At 70.0% G+C, this 21,266-nt stretch carries 13 protein-coding genes; 3 read left to right on the top strand and 10 right to left on the bottom strand.

Annotated elements, in window-relative coordinates; all coding sequences use genetic code 11:
• Positions 1-255: 255 nt before the first annotated feature.
• The 7 genes from cas4 to CMC5_RS13085 form a co-directional block, all read right to left on the bottom strand.
• A complete protein-coding gene (gene cas4 / locus CMC5_RS13115) occupies positions 256-852 on the bottom strand; it encodes a CRISPR-associated protein Cas4 (RefSeq protein WP_050430727.1) in 597 nt (198 codons plus the stop codon).
• Entirely contained in the window at positions 849-1,208 is a 360-nt protein-coding gene (cas2, locus tag CMC5_RS41595; protein WP_169796528.1) for a CRISPR-associated endonuclease Cas2, read from the bottom strand. The genes cas4 and cas2 overlap by 4 nt, the downstream gene beginning before the upstream one ends.
• 27 nt (positions 1,209-1,235) lie before the next feature.
• Positions 1,236-2,510 (bottom strand): CRISPR-associated endonuclease Cas1, encoded by a 1,275-nt coding sequence (cas1, locus tag CMC5_RS13105; protein ID WP_082362445.1) that lies wholly within the window; start codon positions 2,508-2,510, stop codon positions 1,236-1,238.
• Between the two features lie 269 nt (positions 2,511-2,779).
• Positions 2,780-5,284: a CRISPR-associated helicase/endonuclease Cas3 gene (locus tag CMC5_RS13100; protein ID WP_050430725.1), complete on the bottom strand. Its 2,505-nt coding sequence runs from the start codon at positions 5,282-5,284 to the stop codon at positions 2,780-2,782.
• A complete protein-coding gene (gene cas5 / locus CMC5_RS13095) occupies positions 5,281-6,051 on the bottom strand; it encodes a CRISPR-associated protein Cas5 (protein ID WP_050430724.1) in 771 nt (256 codons plus the stop codon). The genes CMC5_RS13100 and cas5 overlap by 4 nt, the downstream gene beginning before the upstream one ends.
• The gene (locus CMC5_RS13090) at positions 6,051-7,151 is read right to left on the bottom strand and encodes a DevR family CRISPR-associated autoregulator (protein WP_050430723.1); all 1,101 of its coding nucleotides are present in this window, start codon (positions 7,149-7,151) and stop codon (positions 6,051-6,053) included. The genes cas5 and CMC5_RS13090 overlap by 1 nt, the downstream gene beginning before the upstream one ends.
• Positions 7,148-8,731: a hypothetical protein gene (locus tag CMC5_RS13085; protein ID WP_050430722.1), complete on the bottom strand. Its 1,584-nt coding sequence runs from the start codon at positions 8,729-8,731 to the stop codon at positions 7,148-7,150. Before CMC5_RS13085 ends, CMC5_RS13090 begins: the two co-directional genes overlap by 4 nt.
• Positions 8,732-9,718: 987 nt before the next feature.
• Here CMC5_RS13085 and cas6 point away from each other — a divergent pair.
• Complete coding sequence (cas6, locus tag CMC5_RS45785) at positions 9,719-10,405, top strand: CRISPR system precrRNA processing endoribonuclease RAMP protein Cas6 (protein ID WP_169796527.1); 687 nt, start codon at positions 9,719-9,721, stop codon at positions 10,403-10,405.
• 7 nt (positions 10,406-10,412) lie between these two features.
• Here the strand turns inward: cas6 and CMC5_RS13075 are convergent, their stop codons facing one another.
• The gene (locus tag CMC5_RS13075) at positions 10,413-11,747 is read right to left on the bottom strand and encodes a dicarboxylate/amino acid:cation symporter (RefSeq protein WP_082362443.1); all 1,335 of its coding nucleotides are present in this window, start codon (positions 11,745-11,747) and stop codon (positions 10,413-10,415) included.
• Between the two features lie 67 nt (positions 11,748-11,814).
• On the opposite strand from CMC5_RS13075, the gene CMC5_RS13070 reads away from it, so the two are divergent.
• Complete coding sequence (locus CMC5_RS13070) at positions 11,815-13,089, top strand: PQQ-like beta-propeller repeat protein (protein ID WP_050435874.1); 1,275 nt, start codon at positions 11,815-11,817, stop codon at positions 13,087-13,089.
• A gap of 70 nt (positions 13,090-13,159) precedes the next feature.
• Here the strand turns inward: CMC5_RS13070 and CMC5_RS13065 are convergent, their stop codons facing one another.
• The gene (locus CMC5_RS13065; protein ID WP_245678423.1) at positions 13,160-15,364 is read right to left on the bottom strand and encodes an alkaline phosphatase D family protein; all 2,205 of its coding nucleotides are present in this window, start codon (positions 15,362-15,364) and stop codon (positions 13,160-13,162) included.
• A 212-nt stretch (positions 15,365-15,576) separates the two neighbouring features.
• Between CMC5_RS13065 and CMC5_RS13060 the strand changes: the two genes are divergently transcribed.
• Positions 15,577-17,010 (top strand): DUF6986 family protein, encoded by a 1,434-nt coding sequence (locus CMC5_RS13060; protein ID WP_050430719.1) that lies wholly within the window; start codon positions 15,577-15,579, stop codon positions 17,008-17,010.
• Here the strand turns inward: CMC5_RS13060 and CMC5_RS13055 are convergent.
• Positions 16,995-21,224, bottom strand: coding sequence for a serine/threonine-protein kinase (locus CMC5_RS13055; RefSeq protein WP_156338539.1), 4,230 nt, complete (start codon positions 21,222-21,224; stop codon positions 16,995-16,997). The genes CMC5_RS13060 and CMC5_RS13055 overlap by 16 nt on opposite strands.
• Between the last annotated feature and the right edge of the window lie 42 nt (positions 21,225-21,266).

Raw genomic sequence — 21,266 nt, 5'->3', positions numbered from 1 at the left:
TTCCCCCTTCAACGCCACCTCCTCGCCATCCACCCCCTTCCCATCCCCATTTGCGACGTAAATCCCACCACTTACTCTCCCACCACCCCACCACCCCGTTCCACCCACGGCTCCATCTCCCTCCCCTTCCTCCCCCTCCACCCCCCCTCTCCTCGACCTCGCCCCGGTGGGAACGAGCCTTGCCTGGACCTTTCGGCTCCCTCCCCTGACCTTCCCCATCCCCGCACCGAAGCTCCCCCCTCCCCGCCCCCCGACTCACAGCACATCGCCGCAGAAGTTCACGAACTCGCAATCGGGGCAGAAGCTCTCGTAGCGCGTCGCCCTCGGAAACCGCTGGCAGCTGATCATCGTCCGAATGGCCTCGGCCGTCCGAAGCACCAGCGCTCGCTCCCGCTCACCGAGCGGCACCTCGACCACACGATCGGCAGGCAACAGCAGCACATAGCCCCGCTCCACAGGCGAAACCCCGCTCGCCTCCAGCATCAAGGCGTACGCCGCGAGCTGCACCACGTGATGACGCCCCACGCCCCCGCGCGTGGTCTTCACCTCGACCGGGTAGGCGCGCCGCGGCGCCTCCGGACTCGCCCCTGGCAGTTCGAGGACCAGATCGCAGATCCCGTGCAGGCCATGGACCTCGCTCTGCAACGGGACATCGAAGCGACGGCTGGCCTCTTCGAGGCCGTAGCGATGGAGGCGACGGCGCACTTCGAGCTTCTGGAGGGCGGCTTCCGCGTCCCGGCCTTGCGCCATCTTTCCGGTCTCGCGACCTGGCTGGCCAAGCACCTGCCGATACCACACCACGCGCGGGCAGAAGCTGTACTGGCGCAGCTCGCTGACGCGGAGGGAGATCATGGGCCCTCCTTCGGTGCAGGTGCCGGGCGCCCGGGGGTGTCGAGGCGAAGCGACTCGGCTTGCTCGCGTGCGCCGATGCCGACGATGAAGAAGCGGCCGCCGCCCACGGCGTCGTCGAGGAGGCGCTTGCCGCGGTCGAAGAGCTCTTCGCGGCGGTTGCGGGTGAGCTGGCCTTCGAAGGCGCTCCACTGGAAGCGGGTGAGGCCGTAGTCCTTGCACAGCTCGGTGAGCTTGCGCCGGGCGCGGTCGTCGGAGACGTCGAAGATGGCGAGGAGGTGCGCCGGTCCTGGCTCGCTGCGGCCGAGGGCAGCGCCGGGGCGCTCGGCTTTCCAGGGCTTCCGGGGGCGGTCGTTCACGGGGTTCTCCATGCGGTCGACCACGGCTCACCAGTACATGGTGAAGGGGCGGTAACGGCTCTCCCGCCGGAGGAACATGGCGAGTGAACGCGCTTGCGCCTGGATCACGGAGCTGAGGCGAAGCTTGCGGCCAGCGTAAGGGACCGGGGTCTCGAGGCGCTCGAGGACGACCGCGCCCAGGGCGCGACGGGTGGCGTCGTCGAGCCAGTTGCCGTCGAAGCGAACACGGCGGCCGAGGCGGACGTAGGCGAGGACGGCGCGGTCGACGATGGGGGCGCGCAGCTCTTCGACGAGATCGAGGACGAGGGAGGGTTTGCCCGGGCGGTCGGTGTGGAGGAAGCCCGCGAAGAGGTCGAGGCCCGCGTGCAATGCGACGGCCCAGACGCGCGCGTACAGGATGCCGTAGCCGTAGTTGAGGAGGGCGTTCAGGGGGCCGATGTCGCCTTCGCGTCGGCGGCCTTCGAAGCGGATGTGGCCTTCACACAAGGCCGCGACGCCCTCCCAGTAGACGCGAGCAGCGGCGCCTTCGAGGCCCATGAGGGTGTCGCGCACGGCCGCCGCCGAGGCGCCCTGTACGCGCATGGCTTCGCGACGGGCTTCCCGGAGGGAGGCCGCCGCGCGGTGGATGCGGTCGAGGCGCGTGGTGGCGGGCGCGCCGGGCTGCGAGAAGGTGGGTCCCTGGGCGTCCGTCAGCAGGCTGGGCTGCGAGGAGGTGGGTCCCTGGACGTCCGTCAGCGAGCTGGGCTGCGAGGAGGTGGGTCCCTGGGCATCCGCGGGCGCTTCGGCGAGGGAGCGGGCGAAGTAGGTGAGAAGGCCGGCCTGGTTGCGGATCTTGCCAGCAACGATGCGGCGGCACACCTCGGCGCCACGGGCGTCGTCGAGGGCGCGGAGCTGTTCGCGTCGGGTGCTGACGGTGGCGGTCAGCATCGGCGAGGTGAGCAAGGCGTAGGGTTTGCCGGAGCTGGCGAGGAAGGAGACGCTGATGCCACGCTCGGCAGCCTCGGCGAGCATTTCGACGCTCACGCTGACGCCGCGGGCAGGCAAGACGATCTCGCCGATCTGGAAGAAGGGGATCTCTTCTTCGGTGGGCCTGGTCGTGGCAGGCGTCCTGCGAGCGGCCGGCAGCGGTGAGGCTGGCAGCAGTGAGGCCGTCGGCGGAGAGGCCAGCGGCGGTGGGACGTTCGCTGCGCCCTCGGTGTTTCCCGTGGCGTCTTCGCGCGGCGGTCGTCGACGGACGACGAGGCGCTCGCTGCGCTTGCCGACGGAGACACCATACCCTTCGACCAATACGGTGCGTGCCATGAAGCGTCACCCCTCGGCCTCACCCTCACTCGGGGCAAGGCCGAGGGACAACTGATTTCGTTTCAAGGAAGCAAATGGCCATTCGTGGCACTGCAATGCAGCCGATTGCAGCGCAGCCCGGTCGGAGATGGCCACTCACTTCGTGAGAATGTCAAAGATCGAGGGCGATTCTCGCGAGAGAAATCGCCACGTCGACGCAATGGTTCAGGTCGAGAGTCGGTGCTCGGTCCTCCTGGGTTCGGGTTCAGGTCGAAGACGGTGGATGGAGTTCATGATGCGCCGAGGTCGAGGCCGGAGGTGGCGTCGTAGGGGACGCGGGCGTACGTGACGCGGTCCTGGGTGCGCAGGAGGCCCTTGCGCGAGAGGGAATGGTAAGTGCCCGGGTGGATGGGTACGGCGAGGGTGGCCGCTTCGAGGGGGCGCTCGACGAGGAGGCGCTGGTGCTCGGCGCGGAGGGCTTCGGGGATGACCTCGGCGCCGTCGAAGAAGGCGTCGAAGCTTGCGCGTAGCTCCTCATGGCTGTCGAGGGGGCGGTTGACGCGGAGGACATCGCGCCGGGCGTCGCGGATGCGCTGGTCGAGTTCCTTGCGCCATCGGTCGGCGTCGGGCGCGTAGGCGGCGTCGACCCAGGTCTGGACGTGGCGTTCGTCGATGGGCTCTCCACTGTGCGGGCCGAGGATGTCGAGGGCGCGGTCGACGAGCCGGGGTTCGTAAACGAACTGGCTCGAAGGGGGGCTCGGGCGATGGACGACGACATCGCAATGGCGGTGGCGGCGGCCTCGGTTGATGCGGCCGAAGCGCTGGACGAGGGCTTCGATGGGAGCAGGGTCGGTGTGGAGGCGGTCGAAGTCGACGTCGAGGCTGACCTCGACGACCTGGGTGCCGACGACGACGAGGCCCGGCGTGTCCTTGGCGCGGGTCCGGGTGCCGAGGCGGGCGGCGAGGGCACGTTCTTTGGTGGCGCGGTCGCGGGCCGTGAAGCGGCTGTGGAGCAAGGTGACGCGGTCGGGGTCGGAGGCACCAGGGTCGAGGCGGTCGCGGAGGCGGGTGTAGAGGGTCTGGGCACGCCGGACGGTGGTGGCGACGACGAGGACGGCCTGTCCTGCGGTGACGGTGCGCGCGATGGTGTCGAGGGTGGCATCGTCGGCGAGGTCGCGGTCGTCGAGGTGGAGGTGGTGGCGTCGGAAGGCGTCGAAGGTCTCGGGGGCGGCGACGATGGAGCGGAAGGGGGCGGCGCACGCAGGGGTGGAGAGGAGGTCGTCGAGGGCGTCGCGGAGGACGCGCGGGAAGGTGGCGCTCATGGCGAAGAGGCGGGCGCCGAGGTCGCACGCGAGGTGCTGGAGGGCAGCGAGGAGGAAGGCGAGGCGGTCGAGGGCGTAGGCGTGGAGCTCGTCGAGGAGGAAGAGGCCGCCAGCAGCGTCGGTGAGGAGGGCTTCGTGGCCGCGGAGGCTGAAGCAGCCGCGGAGGAGCTGGTAGGGGCTGAGGACCCGGACGGGGGCGGTCATGAGGCGGCCGAGGTCGCGCTCGCGGGCGGCAACGCGGGCGGCGTGGTCGGGGGTGTAGCCCTTGTGTTCGAGGAGGTAGCCGTAGAGGGCAGCGGTGGCGGTGGCGTGCTGGAGGACGACGGCGTCGCGGTCGACGCCGACCCGCTCGTGGATGCGGGTATGCATGGCGTTGAGGCTGGCGCGGTAGGGGAGGACGTAGAAGATGGGCGGCGCCGCAGGGGCGAGGGCCTGGCGCTGCGCGGTGGCCCAGAGGAGGGCGGCTTCGGTCTTGCCGCTGCCCGTGGGGGCGATGAGGTGGGCGTGGCCCAGGGTGGCGGCGGCGGTGCGCTGGTGGGGGTGGAGGTCGAAGGTGGGCTGGTCGGTGAGGGAGGCTTCCGGGGGCGTGGAGGGGGGGGTCGGGGGCTCGGGCAGCGCGGCTGCGGGGCTCGGAGGCTCGGACGGTGACCCGGGAGAGGGTGACGCTCCGGCGGGACGTGGCGTCGTCCGGGCGGAGCGCTGAAGCTGCGCGAGCAAGGCGGCGGGGCTGTCGAGGGTGGGGGCGCGGCCGAAGTGCTGGTGGGCCGAGGCGGCGTGGTCGGCGAGCTGGACGAGGCCGCGAAGGGCGCGGACGGTGAGGGAGGTGGGGCTGGTGGCGTCACGGAGGGCGATGTCGTCCGCGAGCTGCTGGAGGGCGCTCAGGGAGGCGTCGATGGCGTCGAAGGGGCTGAGGGGGCGCAGGGGCGGGAGCGCGGCGAAGCCGCAGCGGGTGGGGTCGGGGCCGCCGGCGCCCGGGGTGAGCCAGCTGCGAAGGCGGGGTTCGTCGTCGGGGTCGAGCTCGGAGAGGAGGTCGGCGAGGTCGGGCGACGTGGGACCTGGGTACAGCGCGAAGATGGCGGTGACGTCGCGGTGGTGGGTGGCGACGGCGGCTGCGATGAGCGCGCGGTCGGCGTCGGGAAGGTCGAGCCAGCCGACGGCGACGAGCGAGAGGACTTCGTGGCGGTGATGGAAGCGCGCGCCGCCCTGGAGCATGCGCTGGAAGGCGCGGGCGATCTTGCCGACGTCGTGGAGGAGGCAAGACCAGGCGGCAAGATCCCAGAGGTCCGCGCGGTCGGTGAAGCGGGGGAGGTCCGGGAAGCGGTCGCGCCACGCGGCGAGGCGGGTGAGGAGGTTCTCGGTGTGGCCTTTGAGGGGCTCACCGCGGCGCAGGTTGGGCCGGGGTGATGAGGTGCCTGCGCTGGGGGCGCTCGGGGGCACGCTCTTGGCCCAGACGTGCGCGAGGGGGTCTTTCACGGGGTGGGCGGCGTCGGGGGCTGGAGGTGGTGGATCCAGACGCCACGGGCGAAGCCGTCGTCGTCGAGGTGAGCAGGGTCGGTCCAGAGGTCGTCGAGCGAGAGGCCGTCGACGTGCAGGAGGCGTCGCTCGGGGTTCGCGTCGGGGCCGAGGAAGACGGGCTCGTGGAGGACGATGTACTGGCTGAAGGTGGCCTTTCGCTCGGGCGCTTCGGTGATGTGGCGGGTGAGGAGGACGGTGGTGCCGAAGCGAACGGCAGGGCGAAGGGCAAAGGGAAGAAGGGTGTGGTCGAGGCGCAGGCGGTCAGCACGTTCGAGGGTGACGAGGTCGATGGCGAGGACCTCGGCGAGGTCCTGGGAGCGTCCGAGGACGAGGGGGTAGACGGGCGCATGGAAGGCAGAGGCGAGGTCGGGCGCGACGTAGAGGGTGAGGGTGGTGTCGAAAAGGAAGTCTCGGAGGACGGGCTGCACGGAGATTTCGGTCGTCGCGCGCTGAGAGCCGGTCGGGGTGGGGACGGTGATGCGTGTGCCAGGAGGGAGGGCGCTGGCGAGGTGCTGGTGTTCGAGGTCCTGGGCGCGGGCGCGGTAGGTGAAGTGGACGCCGAAGAGAAAGGTGGTGGGATCAGGGAAGGTGCCCGCCGCCGCCGCGCAGAGGCCGTGCAGGGTCGAAGGCGGCGGGATGTCGAAGGTGGGCTGGCGTCCGGTGACGAAGAAGGGGTGGCGGAAGGACGCCACGGGGGCGTGCAGGGTGACGCGGGCGAGGCGCATCAGTCGAACCAGGGGGCAGCCGCGTCGCTCTCCAGGGCAGCCGCGAAGGCGTCGGCCATCTCGCGGGGGTGGCCGACATGGAGGGCGATGCCATGGTGGGACGCGGCGCTGGCGAGGAAGGTGTCGAGCTTCTGGCGCTCGCTGTCGAGGAAGCCTCGAGACCAGCCGATGTACACGCCGGAGAGGAAGTCGTCGCGGTAGACGCGGAGGGCTTCTTCGAGGACATCGGCGCGGAAGGTGGTGCGCTCCCCCAGGGGATCAGGGCTGAACACGCGCTGAAAGGGCTGGTTGCCGCTCCTGGTGACGGCGAGGATCAGCGCAGCCGGTGCGGTGTCGGTGAGGTGCAGGGTCTGCTTGGCGCCGCCTTCGAGGCGGCCGAGGGTGCGAAAGACCTGAGCGACGCGGCGACGACGGAGGGGAAGCGGGAGGCGATGCGCCGAGAAACCGCGGACCTGGAGGGCGGTGGCGCCAGCTTTCTTCGCGCTGTCGATGCGGTTCTTGTCGAGGTTCTTGTAGCCGACGCGCTGGGAGACGAAGAAGGTGCCCGCCGCCGTGAGGTCGAGCGCGAAGGGTGCCTTGAGGTGGGCGCGGTAGAACTGGTGCTCGTGCGGGACGGGGTCGCCTTCGGCGCGGGCCATGGTGCCGAAGTCGCGAGGGAGGCGGGCGGTGGGGGTGATGGCGACGAGCGTGCCGATGCGCAGGGGCGAGATGCGGGTGACCTCGCCGACCTCGGGGTCGACGGGGGTGGAGCGGGCCGCGATCTCTGCGCGCTTGGCGGCCTTCTTCTCGTCGGTGGACTTGGAGGTCGCGCGCATGTAGCCGAAGAGGTCGTCCTCGTCGTAGAGGGTGGGCTCGGCGTCGGTATAGGCGACCTTGGTCTCGCGAAAGACGGGAGAGGCTGACCATCCCGGGCTGGCAGCGAGCTGGGTGCGGAGCCAGTACCTGACCGCCTGCGCGCTGACGTAGGGATAGCGGCCCTCGGGGGCGCGGATGAATTTGACGGCGACGGCGTTGTCCGTTCGCGCCTCTTCGTCCTTGCCGGCGTTGTTGAGGGCGCTGGCGGGCGCGTCGATGATCAGGGAACCCGTGACGTGGCTCATGATGCGAACTCCTCGGTGCTGGACGACTCGCCGTCGTTCGGCTCGGTGGACAGGACCGCTTCGGCGTCGACGCCGAGATCATGCAGTCGCTCGATGACGCGGATGGCGATGAGATCGCGGACGAGTCGATCGTCGTTCTCCGTCGATAGCCATACCGCGGCGAATTCATCGAGGCCGAAGAGGAGCGGCCCTTTCTCCTCGTAGCTCTTGCGTTGTTCGATGACGAGCCGGCGTCGCAAGCCCCACGCATCCTCGAAGAAGACGGCCCGCCGGAGGGAGACCTCGTTCTTCGTCTGGATGCGGTCGGCGAGTTTGTCGGCGAAGGCACGAATGATCTCGAGGCGCTCCTTCTTCATACCCATGATTTCCTTCAAAAAAAGTTCCGCAAGCGCCCAGGAACGGCTGCGCGCATCCTTGTCGTAGCGAATGCCGTGGAGATCGGCGTGGGGTCGCGACGTGCTGGCGTCGGTCGAGGCCTCGTTGCTCTCGCGGGTCTGGAGTTGACCAAGCACGTGGCGGCGAAGCCAGAAGGCGGCCGCGCGGTGGTCAGTGAAGCCAGCATCGAAGATGGCGCACAGGTCCTCGAAGGCGAGGTTTCGCGTCCAGCCAGCCCGGCCTGGTATCGATGGGGTCTTCTTTCCGCGAGCCCGCGAGGAGTTCGTCTCCCCGGTGTCGTCGGTCGATCGCACGGAGAGATAGCGTTCGGTGAGGGCCTTCCAGGCCGAGGCGGTGCTGGCCCCGGCGGCCTTGACGATGAAGCCCACCGCGGCCGAGGGGATGTGAACGATGTCGAGGGACGGCCCTTGGCCGGAGTTCGACAGCAGGTAAGCGCTGAGTCCCGTGGGCGGTCGGTCACGGCGAAACCCCGAACTCACGGCCTGTGCGAGCTTGCTCAGGTCGTGCACGACGAGGGAGCGCGGCCCTTTCGCGTCCGCGAATTTGTACTGCTTCTTGGTCGCATCCCACATGGGCTGTTCGCGGTCGTATCCCGCATGGACAAGGGCGCGTTCGGTGGGCAGGGCGAGCGTCAACAGGCGGCGGTTGTCCTCGAGGTACTGGGCCGCGAAGCGGATGGTGAGCGCAGGGTCGTCGGCATGGACGGCCAGCAAGCGCCCTTCCGAGCGTCGGCTGGCGAGCGGCAAGAAGAAGAGCGCGACGACGAAGGGTCCAGCGGCCGGGAGAAATGTCTGGCCCTCCGGTCGGAAGTTGAGGACGTCTTCCCCCGAGAAGAGCGGGAAATGGGTGCGGACGAGCGGCACCGTGGCAGCTCGACCCGAAAAGACGCACGCGAGGCCGGAGACGCGGGGGTCAGGCGCCGCTCTGTGCGCGCGAAGGTACTGTCGAATGAAGGCTTCGCGCTTCGCGGGAGTCTCTTTCGGCTGCACGAACGAGGCGTTCATGAAGACGCACGTGAGGAACGTGGCCAATCTCCCGCTGTAATACTCGGACGCCATGAGGTCCGTGGCGGCGTCGAGGTCGTCGTCCGTGAGGTCTTCGGGGCGCTCACGACCGGCAAAGGCGCACAGACCCGCGATGCCGACGTCGATGAGAGCGTGCCCGGTCCAATGTAACGGTTTCATCTCGCCTCTCACTCCGGCCCCCCTTCTCCGGGTGGAGACCCTGATGCAGGATCTCGGGAGCAAAGCAGGACGGCCAAGTTTTGCAGCATCATCTCGCCCCGTGGAATGGCAATGGCCATGCCTGGCCCCATGGCGCTTTGCGGCGAACGGGCGATTCGAGATGTTCGAGATGAGGGAGTCATGACCCGCTTCACAGCGCTTCCTTCTGCACGAAACCCTCCTTCGACGAGACAATGCTCATTATCGCGAGAATTTCATCGTCGACTTCACAATGCATCGTTCTGGCGGCTGTCTTTCCTCTCGTTCTGGAATCGAAGCAGCAGATTGGGCGGTGTCGGGACCCGAGCGGTTCGTCGCCTCCGTGGCTCACGTGATGAGGCGTTCGCACAAACTGCGCCAGGGTGTCGGAAGGCTGGTAGGTCTGCACCTGGCCCGCACGTCGCAGGAGCACGTGACATGATGCAGGTTGCCTCCGCCATCGCCTTCGATCCGCTGGTCGTCCACCGCTATCGCGCTGCGTTCCAAGTGCGCGGCACGCTCGATGTGCCCGAGGAGCAGCTCGGGGTCGTGCTGCGCGGAGCGTTTGGGCTGACGCTGCGTCGGATGGTCTGTCATGACGTCTCGCTGGCTTGCACGGGCTGTCCTCTGCGGGAGACGTGCGCATACCCGGCGCTGTTCGATCCGGGGGCACAGCGCGAGGTGCCAGCGGTCGGGCGGCTCCAAGATCCGCCCCGGCCTTTCGTGATCAGGCCAGCCGGGGGTGGGTCGATCGTGGCCAGTCGAGGGTCGTTCGGGCCAGGTTCGACCCGCGTGAGGCCAAACGTGGCATCCGCCGAGGAGGGGTCGGGGAGGCAGGGCGCGAGGCGGGCGGGACCGGGTTCATCGCGTCAAGGAGGTGAGGGAAGGTCAGAGGGTGGCCCTGTCAGGCACGAGGCGGTCAGGTCGGGGGCCAGGAGTGTGGGCAGGGAGTCCAAGGGGCTCGGGTCGGTGTCCGCTGGGGTGGACAGGAGGGAGGGGGCGGCGTCGCTGGTGCTGGACGCCCATGTGGTGGGGCGGGCACACGCGGAGGCGCCGCTGCTGCTGGCGACGCTGCGAGGGATGGGCGACGCGGGGCTGGGCGCGCGGCGCACGCGGATGTCGCTGGTGTCGGTGGAGGCGCTCGATGGGCGGGGGTTGCCTTGCGGGACGGCGCTGGACCCGGTGGGGGGGCGGCTGTCGGCCGTGGCGCCCGGGGTGCGGGCGCGGGAGCTGGTTCGACCCGGGGATGAGACGGCGCGGGTGGTGCGGGTGCGGTACGTGTCGCCGACATGGCTGAAGGAAGGGGGGGAGGTGGTGCGCGAGCCGCGGTTCGGGGCGTTGATGCGCAGACTGCGGGCGCGGCTGGGAGCGCTGGCGACGGTGTTCGGGGAGCGAGAGGTGGACGAGGATCCGCGGGCGATGGCCGCGGCGGCCGACGCGGTGGCGATGATTCACCAGGCGGTGACGTGGTACGGACAGGCGCGGCGGTCGACGCGGACGGGGCAGACGCACCCGCTGGAGGGGTTCGTGGGGGAGGCGGTCTACCAGGGGGAGCTGGGGCGGTTCCTGCCGATGCTGCGGCTCGGGGAGCTGCTGCACGTGGGGAAGCACGCGACGTTCGGGCTGGGTCGGATCGAGGTGGAGGTGCTGGGGTGAGGGCGGGCTAGACGCCTTCGCCGGCGAGTCCTTCGGTGATCCCCTGCCCTGCAGTCGCGCCTTCGCCGCCCGCACCGCCAGCGCCGCCTTGCCCGTCGTGGTCGCCGGGGTCGTGCGGTTCGCCGCGGGAGACGTAGACGGCGGCGGCGAGGTCGCCGGTGACGTTGAGGGTGGTGCGGCACATGTCGAGGAAGCGGTCGACGCCGAGGATGAGGCCGAGGCCCTCGGGGGGGATGCCGAACATGCCCAGGATCATGGCGACGACGGGCAAGGAGCCGCCAGGCATGCCGGCGGTGCCGATGCCGCCGAGCACGCAGATGACCATGACGATGGCTTGCTGGCCGAGGGCGAGGTCGACGCCGTAGAGCTGGGCGAGGAAGAGGACGGTGACGCCTTCGAAGAGGGCGGTGCCGTTCTGGTTCATGGCCGCGCCGGCGGTGAGGACGAAGCGGGAGACGTGGGGCGGGAGGCCGAGGTCTTCTTCGGCGACGCGGAGGGCGGTGGGGAGGGTGGCGCTGGAAGACGAGGTGGAGAAGGCGGTGAGGATGGCGGTGCGAGAGCCGCGGAAGAAGGCGATGGGGGACATGCCGCCGAAGAAGCGGACGGAGAGGGAGTAGACGCCGAACATGTGCAGGCCGAGGCCGAGCAGGACGGTGCCGACGTAGGCAGAGAGCTGCACGAGGATGGCGACGCCCATGCGCGAGGTCATGGTGAACAGGAGGGCGGCGACGCCGATGGGGGCGAGGGCGATGACGGCGTCGAGGAGGCGGGTGACGACGTCGTAGAGGCCCTGGATGCTCTCGCGGAGGTGCGCGGTCGCGGGGGTGCGGGCGAGGGAGAGGCCGACGCCGAAGAAGAGGGAGAAGACGATGACGGCGAGCATGTCCCCCGAGGCCGCGGCCTTGATGGGGTTGTCGGGGAACATGGCGATGATGAGGGCGACGGGCGAGGTGTCCGCTGGCGCTGCGGCGGCCTCGACGACGGAGCCCTGGGCCATGGCGCGCAAGGACTCGGGGAGGCCAGCGCCAGGGCGGATGAAGTTGACGAGGCCGAGGCCGATGAGGACGGCGACGGTGGAGATGACGATCGTGTAGCCGAAGGAGCGGGCGCCGAGGCGGCCGAGGTGGCGGAGGTCGAGCTCGCTGATGCCCATCACGAGCGCCGAGAAGAGCATCGGGATGACGAGCATGAAGAGCAGGCGGAGGAAGATCTGGCCGACCGGGAAGGTGATGTGGTCGATCACCCAGGTGAGCCACGGCGCGCCGGCGGCGAGGGCGTTGGCGGCGAGTCCGGCAGCGGCGCCGGTGCCGATCCCGAGGAGCATCTTCTGCTGCGGCGACATGGTGTGACCTTACCCGAGGCCGGAAATCCATGCGAAGCTCGCGGTGATGGGGCTGCGCTTTCGGTCGATGGGTGCTGGGTTTTCGCGTGAGAAGGCGCCGCGAGCGCTGTCGAAGCGGCGCGCGGCGATGGTGCTGGGGGCGCTGACGCTGCCGGCGCTGGCGACGATGGCGCTCGCGGAGGACGTGAGCACGAGCCGGCCTGCGACGGTGGTGGTGGGGGCTCCGCGGGGGTTCGCGGCGAGCGATCGGCTGGATGCGCGACGGACGGGGTCGACGTGGAGTGCGCTGCCGGTCGCGCCGAAGGAGCTGTGGCGTCGTCACATCAGCGGGGGGATGGATGCGTCGCCGTTGATCGATGCCGATGGGAATGTGGTGGCGACGTTGACGGTGCCGGAGGTGGTGAAGCTGGGACCGGAGGGTCGGGAGCTGTGGCGGGTGCGCATCGGGTCGAACGCGCCGCTGGCGCCAGCGACGTTGACCAGCGATGGGACGCTCTTGCTGGTGACGTCGGCCGGGGTGGCGTGGGGGCTGTCGCCGCAAGGGGCGGTGCGGTTCACGACGCAGCTCGGGGTGCGAGGGCGCGACGCGGACGTGACGCCGCTGGCGCTGGAGGATGGGGGGGTGGTGATCGCGGCGGGGCGGTCGCTGGTGGAGCTGTCGGCGAGCGGGGCGGTGCGGGGGCGGGCAGAGCTTCAGGAGCGAGCGGTGGGGGCGGTGCTGGCCGGGCCGGAGGGGGCGCTGGTGACGACGGAGCCCGGGGAGGTGCTGGTGTGGCGGCGGCCAGGGGCGCCGCGGCGTCTGGGGTCGTTCGGGGGGGCGCCACGACGGGGGGCGGCGCTGGCCGATGCGCGGACGTTGCTGGCGGTGGTGGATGGGCGGCGGCTCGTGGGGCTGGACCTGCGGACGGGGGCGACGAGCACGCGGGCGAGTGGGGCGACGGGGGTGGGGGCGTTCGATGCGCCGCCCGCGGTGGGGGCCGGTGGGGTGGCGATCACGGGGACGGCGGTGGGGCTGCTGCTGGGAGTCGATGCAGCCGGGGGGGAGCCGCTGCGGGTGGCGATCGACAGGCCGCCGCCTTCGATTGCGGCGGATGCGGGAGCGGGGCTGTCGTCGTTCCTGGGGGCGGTGGAAGGGAAGCCGAGTCCGCCGGTGGTGGTGGATGCCGAGGGGCGGGTGGGGTTCGTGCGCTCGGCAGGTCGGGCGGGGGTGGTGCAGCCGGATGGGTCGGTGGCGCTGGCGACGGAGCGGGTGTGCGCGACGCCGGTGGCGGTGCTGCCCGCGGGGAAGCACCGGATGCTGGTGGCGTGCCGGGATGGGACGCTGGTGATGATGGGGGACTGAGCGGGAGCGGCAGGCCGAGGGGCCGAGACGGGATGGAGACGAGGAGGCGGGAGATGCCCGCCTCGAGGGCTCACTCCCAGGTGCGGGTGGCTTGATCCCAGCGGAGCCAGGCCGAGGTGGCTTCGTCGAACTGGAAGAGCTCCTTGGTCTTGGCCATCGTCTTGAACTGCATCTTCTTGAAGAGGCCCGCCAGTTCGTCTTCACGGTCGGCGTAGTCGTCGTGGATCACCGAGATGGGCATCTGGTGCATGGTGACCATGAACTCGTCGCTGCTGGCCTCGGCGACGCAGAAGCCGTGCTCGCCGCTGTTGGCGTAGGCGAGGGTGGGGTTGGGGTTCGTGGTGGGGTTGGTGAGGAAGCTGTCGATGAGGCTCGCGAGGAAGGCGGCTTCCGGGATCTGGCTCAGGATGGGGTCGGCCTTGACCTGAGACTCCAGCTCCTCCTTGAAGGTCTTCGAGGAGGCGGAGGAGCCGACGATCTCGATGACCTGGCGGCTGCCATCGCTGATGGCCGTCGGGCGGCCGGCGTAGAAGGCGTGGATGTCGCCCGTGATGGCGACGACGTTCTCCTTGGCGCCGATGCGACCGAGGATGGCGCTGCGGCGGTTGGGGAAGCCATCCCAGCCGTCGAGCATGAGGTAGAACTCGCGCTGGAAGTCCGCAGGGACGGGCTGGCCCACGAGGTTGATGGCGAGCTGGGCGAGGCAATACTCGTTCGCCCAGACCTTCCAGGTGCTGTCGGACGACTCGACGGTCTTCAGGAACCACTCTTCCTGTTCGCTGCCCATGACCCTCTCGTTCTCGCCACCGCTGGCGTTCCACTCGGTCTGGCTGAGGGCGTCGAAGGCGTTCTTGTCGACGAGGTAGCGAGAGCCAATGGAGGAGTTGAGGCCGAACTTGCCGAGGTCGAAGTAGGAGATCCCGAGCTTCAAGCCAGGGGCCTCGGGGTCGATGAGGTCGGTCTGGTCACCCGGGCCGCTGGACTCGTTGAGCATCTCGACGATGCGGTTGATGTAGGCGACGCTGATGTCGCCCGTGATGACGGCAGGGTCGTAACCGACGGCAGGCGCGGCAGCGATGAGCCTCTCTTTGTAGATCCCCCCCTGGTAGGAGTCGATCTCGACATAGGGCTTCGCCACGGTGGGGATGTTGCCGAGGTTCGTGTCGAGCGCCTCCTCGGTGGCCGCGACGGCGCCCGGGAAGGCCTCTTCCGGGATGAGGTGGTCGTCCCGGTACGAGCGCAGGTCGGTGAGCACGAGGTGGACGTTCTTGCCGAAGCGGAAATCACGATAGATGGTGATGTCCTGGAGGTACTCGGCGTCGGAGTTGTATTCGTAATCGTCACCCGCCATGTAATCGACGGGCATGAATTCGAACCAGGCCTGGTTGGCCGCCTTGCGGCGCGGGATGTCATGCTCGTCCTTGGCGCCGTCGAAATAGGTGGCGGTGGCGCCGAAGCAGTCGTCCGAGTATTCGTGGTCGTCCCAGATGGGGAGGACAGGGAACAGCTCGTGGAGGCGCTGGAGGGCGGGGTCGCCGCGGTAGGTGCGGTACAGCTCGCGGTAGTTGCCGAGGGTGCGCGCGGCGAAGAAGGTCGAGCCATCCGCGCCTTCGAGGCTGATGGCGCCGCTCTCGTCGGTGAAGGTGACCTTGCGGGTGTCGCTGGGCGACTGGAAGCTGGGGTCGCCCGTGGTCTCGTAGATGTAATCACCAAGGACGACGAAGAAATCGAGGTCTTCGCGGGCCATGATGCGGTGGGAGTTGTAATAACGGCCGATGTAGTCCTGGCAGGAGATGTACCCGAACCGGACGGGGACGTCGGCGTCGGGGGCCGGGGCGGTCTTGGTCCGACCGATGCGCGACGCATAGCAGGTGTCGCCCGACTTGTAATAGAAGCGGTAGTAATAGGTCGTGGCCGGCGAGAGGCCCGTGATCTTGACCTTCACGCAATGGCCGTAGCGCTCCTCGGCCGTCAGGGAGGCGAGGCTCACGCCGGCGGCGTCGTCGGCGACGCTGCGGCGGTTGCTCTCGGTGGTGAGTGCAATCACCTGGGTGAATGCCTCGTCGAGCGCGACCTGGAAGCTGATGGGGAGATCGCCGCTCACGGCGGCATCCGCGAGGCGCGTCCAGAGGATCACGCTATCGGGGCGCGGATCGCCCGAGGCGACGGACTGGGGGAAAAAGGCCTCGCTCGCCTCCGAGAGAGGACACTCCGGGGAGGTCGCGTCGTCGTCACCGCCACAAGCGGAAGGCGCCAGGATGGCCCCCGCAGTCACCAGGGTTGCTCGAAGAAAGTCTCTGCGTCGCATCGTCGTTTTCGGTGCCATCCGGTCTCCCTCAGCGTGTAGCGATAACATCCAGCGCCAGGCGGGGGCAACCGGCAGGCAGCTTTGACGCGCTTGACGCGTCCACCCAGGTCCGCGTTTGCTGGCTGCCCAGGCGCGGTCTTTTCTGGATGATGCACCGCGTGAATGCGAGGAAGTGGTCGATGCCCACGCTGTCTGCCGATCTGATCACCGCGATGCGCGCCCGGCTGGAATCCGCTGGGCTTGGCGCGGGCACCGTCGCCTCGAGCGCGCTCGGTCCGGCCCGGGAGCCGGTTCATACCGTGTACGGGGGTGCGCACCTCTTCCGGGCAGAGACCGCACGGAAGCTGGGGGACCTGGCGCTGCGCGCGCTGGAGGTGTTCGCGCCCGACGCGAGCGCGTTCGCCGCGGCGCTGGATCTGCCAGGGGGGTCGTCGGGGGCTGCGGGAGCTGCGAGGGATACTGGTGATGGAGCTGCGGCTGGTTCTTCGGGAGGGGCGGCGTCAGGGCTTCACGCGGCGGTGTACGAGCGGGTCGTGGCGAAGCTGCGACGGGAGCCGGTGGAGGATCTGCGGATCGACTTCGAGGATGGCTACGGGGTGCGGCCGGACGAGGAGGAGGATGGGCACGCGGTGCAGGCAGCGCGCGAGGTGGCGCGGGGTCTCGCGCTGGGGAGTCTGCCGGGAATGCTGGGAATCCGGGTGAAGGCGCTGACGCCGGAGCTGTGCGGGCGGAGCTTGCGGACGCTGGATCTCTTTCTGTCGTCGCTGGTGGCCGCTTCAGGGGGATCGCTGCCCGAGGGGTTCGTGGTGACGTTGCCGAAGGTGGAGGCGCCAGAGCAGGTGGCCGCGCTGGTGGAGGCGCTGGAGGCGCTGGAGGGGGCGCTGGGGCTCGCTCGCGGTGCGGTGTGGGTGGAGATCATGGTGGAGACGCCGTCGGCGGTGGTGGCTCCGGATGGGTCGATGGCAGTTCGGCGGCTGTGCTCCGCAGGGCGAGGGCGGTGCGTGGCAGTGCACTTCGGGCCGTACGACTACACGGCGAGCTTGGGAATCCCGGCATCGCAGCAGCGGCTGTCGCACCCGGCCTGCGATGTGGCGCGGGGGCTGCTGCAGGTGGCGGTGGCAGGGACGGGGATCCGGCTGTCGGATGGGCCGACGAACGTGCTGCCGGTGGAGGTGCACCGGGGGGCGCAGGGGGCGCTCGGCGAGGCGGAGCGGGAGGAGAACCGGCGCGCGGTGGTCGGGGCGTGGCGGCTCCACGCGGGGCACGTGCGGCGGGCGCTGGAGCGAGGGATCGGGCAAGGGTGGGATCTGCACCCGGCGCAGCTGCCTGCGCGCTACGGGGCGGTGTACGCGTTCTACCTGGAGGGGCTCGCGGTGGCGTCGCAGCGGCTGCGTAACTTCCTGGATCGGGCGGCGCAGGCGACGCGGGTGGGGGCGGTGTTCGACGATGCGGCGACCGGGCAAGGGTTGCTCGGGTTCTTCCTGCGTGGGGTGGCGGCGGGGGCACTGACGGAGGAAGAGGCGGTGCGCGGTTCGACGCTGAGCCTGGAGGAGCTGAGGAGCCGCTCGTTCGCGCGGATCGTGGCGCAGCGATCGGGTCAGCCAGGGGCGTAGAGGCGACACCAGGCGGCGGGGTCGGCGATGCCGGCGTCATGGAGCTGGGCTTCGGCGTCGTCGATGAGGGCACGGCCGGCGTCGCTGCCGAGCAAGGTGCCCTTGCGTCGCCGCGCACACGCGGCGTGCAAGGAGAGGCCAGCGACGCTGAGGCCGTCGATGGCGAGGTCGAGGCGCGAGATGGCGGCGGAGGTGTCACCGGAGAGGGCGAGGACGCCCGCGGCGAGGAGGTCGCCCAGGGCGCCACAGCGGCCGAAGTCGAGGCGGGTGAGGAAGGTGGCGTCGCGGTCGGCGGCGCGGAGGTGGCGGTGCGCCGGGCGCCCTGCGGCGAGTTCCTCTGCGGCGCAAGCGAGGGCGATGGTGCCCCGGAGGAAATGGACGTCGAGGGCGAAGAGGCGGACGCGCAGGATCTTGGAGGCCTGGACGGTGCTCCAAGCCTCTTCGAGACGGCGGCGGGCGTCGTGGGGGTGGCCTTCGTGGAGGTCACACCAGAGCTCGATCTTGAGGGCGAAGAGGTGCTGGTAGGTGAAGGCGTGGGCGTACCAGCGGGCGATGGCGGCGCTGGAGCGGGTGCGGGCGGTCTCGGTGTCGCCCTCCGCGAGGTCGACGACGGCGCAGTAGAGGTCGAGTTCGACGATGCCGAAGAGGTCGCCGATCTGCTCGGCGTCGCGAAGGCCGGCATGCGCGACACGGCGTAGATCATGGATCTCACCGAGCCAGAGCAAGGCGCTGCTCGATCCGGTGGTGCAGGTGCCGACCTCCCAGCGCACGCCGTTGCAGTGGTTCTTGAGGACCTCGGCACCGGCGGCGAGGTGCTCGAGGCCGAGGCGGAAGTCGGCGGCGCTGATCGCGGCGATGCCTCTGCAGCCGTGGAAGAGGCCCGTGAGGTAAGGGCTCTCGAAGCCCGCGGCGATGTGCTCGGCCTCGGACATGAGGAGGCCGCCCTTGCGGATGCCGCGGCGGGTGCCCTCGTAGACGGTGATCATGCCGAAGAAGACGAGGGCGCGGGCGATGTGGCGTCGCTCGCCGGACTGGAGGGCGAGGAGGACGTACTTGAGCAGGAAGGAGGCGGCCCGGATGGAGTCGAACGAGAGGAGGCCCTTGGTCGCCCACCAGCAGAGGTCGAGACGCAGGCGCTCTTCGGGGGAGAGGGTGTCCTCGGCGCGCTCACGGAAGCGGCGGCCTCGGACGGAGATGCGGAGCATGCGGCCGACGACGAGGAGCAAGGCGCGGCCCGGGGTCGATGGGTAGGTGAGGCCGATCTTGCGGAGGGCGGGGGCGAGGATGTCGACGCCCTCGCCGATGCGACCGCTGCCGAGGAGCTGTTCGGCAGCGCGGCCGTGCAGGCGGATCGCTTCGAGGGACGGGAGGCCTTCGGATGCTGCGAGGTAGATGGGCGCGGCTTCGGCGCAGCGTCCAGCGTTCGCCAGGGCGTCGGCGCGACGGGTCTGCAGGGAGGCGAGGTCGATCGTGGGGACGCCGAGGGCTGCTTTGCACTCGACGGCGAGCTGGTAGAAGCCAGCGGCGCGATCGAAGGCGAGGGCGGAGGCAGCACGATCGGCGGCGCTCTCGGCGTACGTGGCGGCCTTGGCGAACTCGCCACCTCCCTGGAAGTGGAGGGCGAGGTGCTCGGGTTCGGCGGCCTCGCTGTCCTCCGAGACCTCCAGGGCTCTGGCGAGCAGGAGGTGGGTGGAGGCGCGGGCAGCAGCCGTCTGGGCGGCGAGGACGGCAGCGCGGATGCGGTCGTGGTAGGCCTCGACGCCATCACGGTCACGGGAGCCGCGGGTCCGCACGAGGCGGCTGGATCGGAGGACGGCGAGGTCGCCACGAACGGCGGGGCCAGCGCCGAGCGCGTTGGTCGCGATGCCCTGAGGGATGGGGCGGCCAGCGAGGGCGATCACTTCGAGCAGCTGGCGGGCGCCTTCGGAGAGGTCGGCGATGCGGGCGGTGATCAGCGCCTCCAGCGAGACGGCGCTCTCGGGTGGGTCGCTCGCCGGAGGGCCTTCCTCGGCGGAGGAGAAGTCGAGCGCGGCGCGGCGCGCGGCACCGCCTTCCAGGGTGTAGCGGACCAGCTCCTCGACGAAGAGGGGGCTGCCCTCGGACTCCTGAGCGATCTGGCCAGCGCGGACGCTGGGCTCCGGGTTGTCTTCGCCGAGCAAGGAGCGCGCGAGGCGCGAGGCGTCGGTGAGTTCGAGCGCGCCGACTTCGAGGATGAGGGCGTCCAGGGAGGGGGCTTCGGCCTGGAACAGCTCGCGCAGGAAGGTGCTGGTCCCTTCTTCTTCGGTCCGGTAGGTGCCGAGAAAGAGCACCGCCGGTGCGTCCGGCGGAGCGAGGAGTTCGGCGAGCAGGTGTGCGCTGTCGCGATCACCCCACTGCAGGTCGTCGATCCAGAGGATCAGGGGTCGCGCGCGCCCCATGCGCCGGAGGAGGCGCTTGAGGGCGCGGAAGGCGCGACGCCGGAGCTCGACGGGATCGAGATCGGTGGCGGGCTCGGGGGGCGCGGCGCCGATGGTCTCGATGGAATGGAGCACCGGGAAGAGGCGCGCCAGTTCGATGGCGCCTTCAGGCAGGAGCAGGGCGAGCTGCTCGAGGCGCAAGCGCTGGAGGTGGCCAGCGATGGCGTCCACCAGGCTGTCGAAGGCTTTGTAAGGGACGTTCTCGCGCTCGTAGCAGCGGCCTTCGAGGACGAGTGCGTCACCACGCTGGCGCAGGTCGCCGAGGAAGTGGCGCACGAGGGCGCTCTTCCCCATGCCTGAGCGGCCGTGGAGATAGACGGTGGCGGAGCTGCCTTCGAGGATGGCGCGGTAGGCCGCGTCGAGCGCAGCGAGGTGGGTCTCGCGGCCGATGAAGGGAGAGGAGAAGCGACGCGAGGTGGCGGAGGGGCGCGCGCTGGAGGGTGACGTGGCGGTGATGGATCCGGCGCTGATGGGCGCCTGAGACGAGGGGCTCGCCGAGATGGGGATGGAGCTGGGTGGGTTGGAGATGCGGCTGGATGCTGGGGCTCTGGAGCTGATGGCCGCAGCGTCGCGATCCTGGGGGCCGAGGAGGCGGGCCTCGACGTCGACGCCCGAAGGGCGCAAGAGCGGGTCGAACTGGAGGAGTTCGATGGTGAGGAGGTCGAGATCGGAGGGGACGCCGCTGGCGAGCGCCGAGGGAGGGCGCGGGGGGTTTTCCTTGCGCTTGGCCTTGATGATCTGGTCGACGGATCCTTCGTAAGGGAGGCGTCCCGTGAGCGCCTGGTAGAGCATCACGCCGACGGCGTACCAGTCGGTGGCCGGGGTCGCGGGCAAGCCGCGGACCTGCTCGGGCGCCATGAACGCTGGCGTCCCTGCGGTGTCGTCCTGCTTTCCGGCGCTGGTGGAGGACAGGCTCGCGGCGAGGCTGAAGTCGAGGATCACCACCCGGCCGGCAGGGGTGACGAGGACGTTGCCCGGCTTGAGATCGCGATGGACCTGGTTCGCTGCGTGGAGCGCGTTCACGCCCGCCGCGAGCTGGCGGAGGGCGGCGCGGAGCCGCTCGATGCGGACGAGCGGGATCACGGAGCGGAGCAGGTGCGCGGCCTGTGATGGGAGGGCGCCAGAGCGGGGAGGCGGCTCGGAAGGGAGGGCGTGGGTGGTGGTGAGCTGCGCGGCGTCGCCCAGGTGGCGTGAGCTCATCGAGGCAGTGTGCGCGACGCGGACGGCGGCTTCGTCCCGCACATGTTCGAGGAAGCTCACCCCGTCGATCAGCTCCATGCTGAAGAACACGATGTCGTCGTGCACGAACAGCTCGTCGAGCAGGACGAGGTTCCGGTGGGCGATGTCGACGGCGGCGCGGAATTCGTTCTTGAGGCGCGAGACGCTGTCTGGACTGATCCGGTGGAGCGTCTTCAGGGCGACGGTGTGGTTCCGCTCCAGATCGAGGGCCTTGTAGACGACCCCCATCCCTCCCTCGCCGAGCTTGGAGACGATGCAGAACCTGCCGAGCTTCTCCTGCGGCTGAAAGCGACGGGCAGAACGGCTGGATCGAGAGCGGGCGTTGGGTTGCTCTTCTGCGGGCGCGAGGGTCGGAGCGCGGGTCTGCGTGGGCGCGTCGGGAGACGACGGAGGACGGACCGCCTGGAGGGTCGCCTCGGGCCGCGGCTGACCAGGGGAAGGCAGCGTGCGTTCGGGGGCACGCTGCCGCGCACCCGCACCCTCGCTGGAGGAGCGGGGGTCGCTGGGGAACGGGGTCACCTCATCCAAGCTGCACGCTCCAGCATCACCAATGACGCCGTA

The organism is Chondromyces crocatus (assembly GCF_001189295.1).
GTDB lineage: Bacteria > Myxococcota_A > Polyangia > Polyangiales > Polyangiaceae > Chondromyces > Chondromyces crocatus.
The sequence above is the reverse complement of the archived record's forward strand: the minus strand, read 5'-3'. Positions and strand labels throughout refer to the sequence as shown.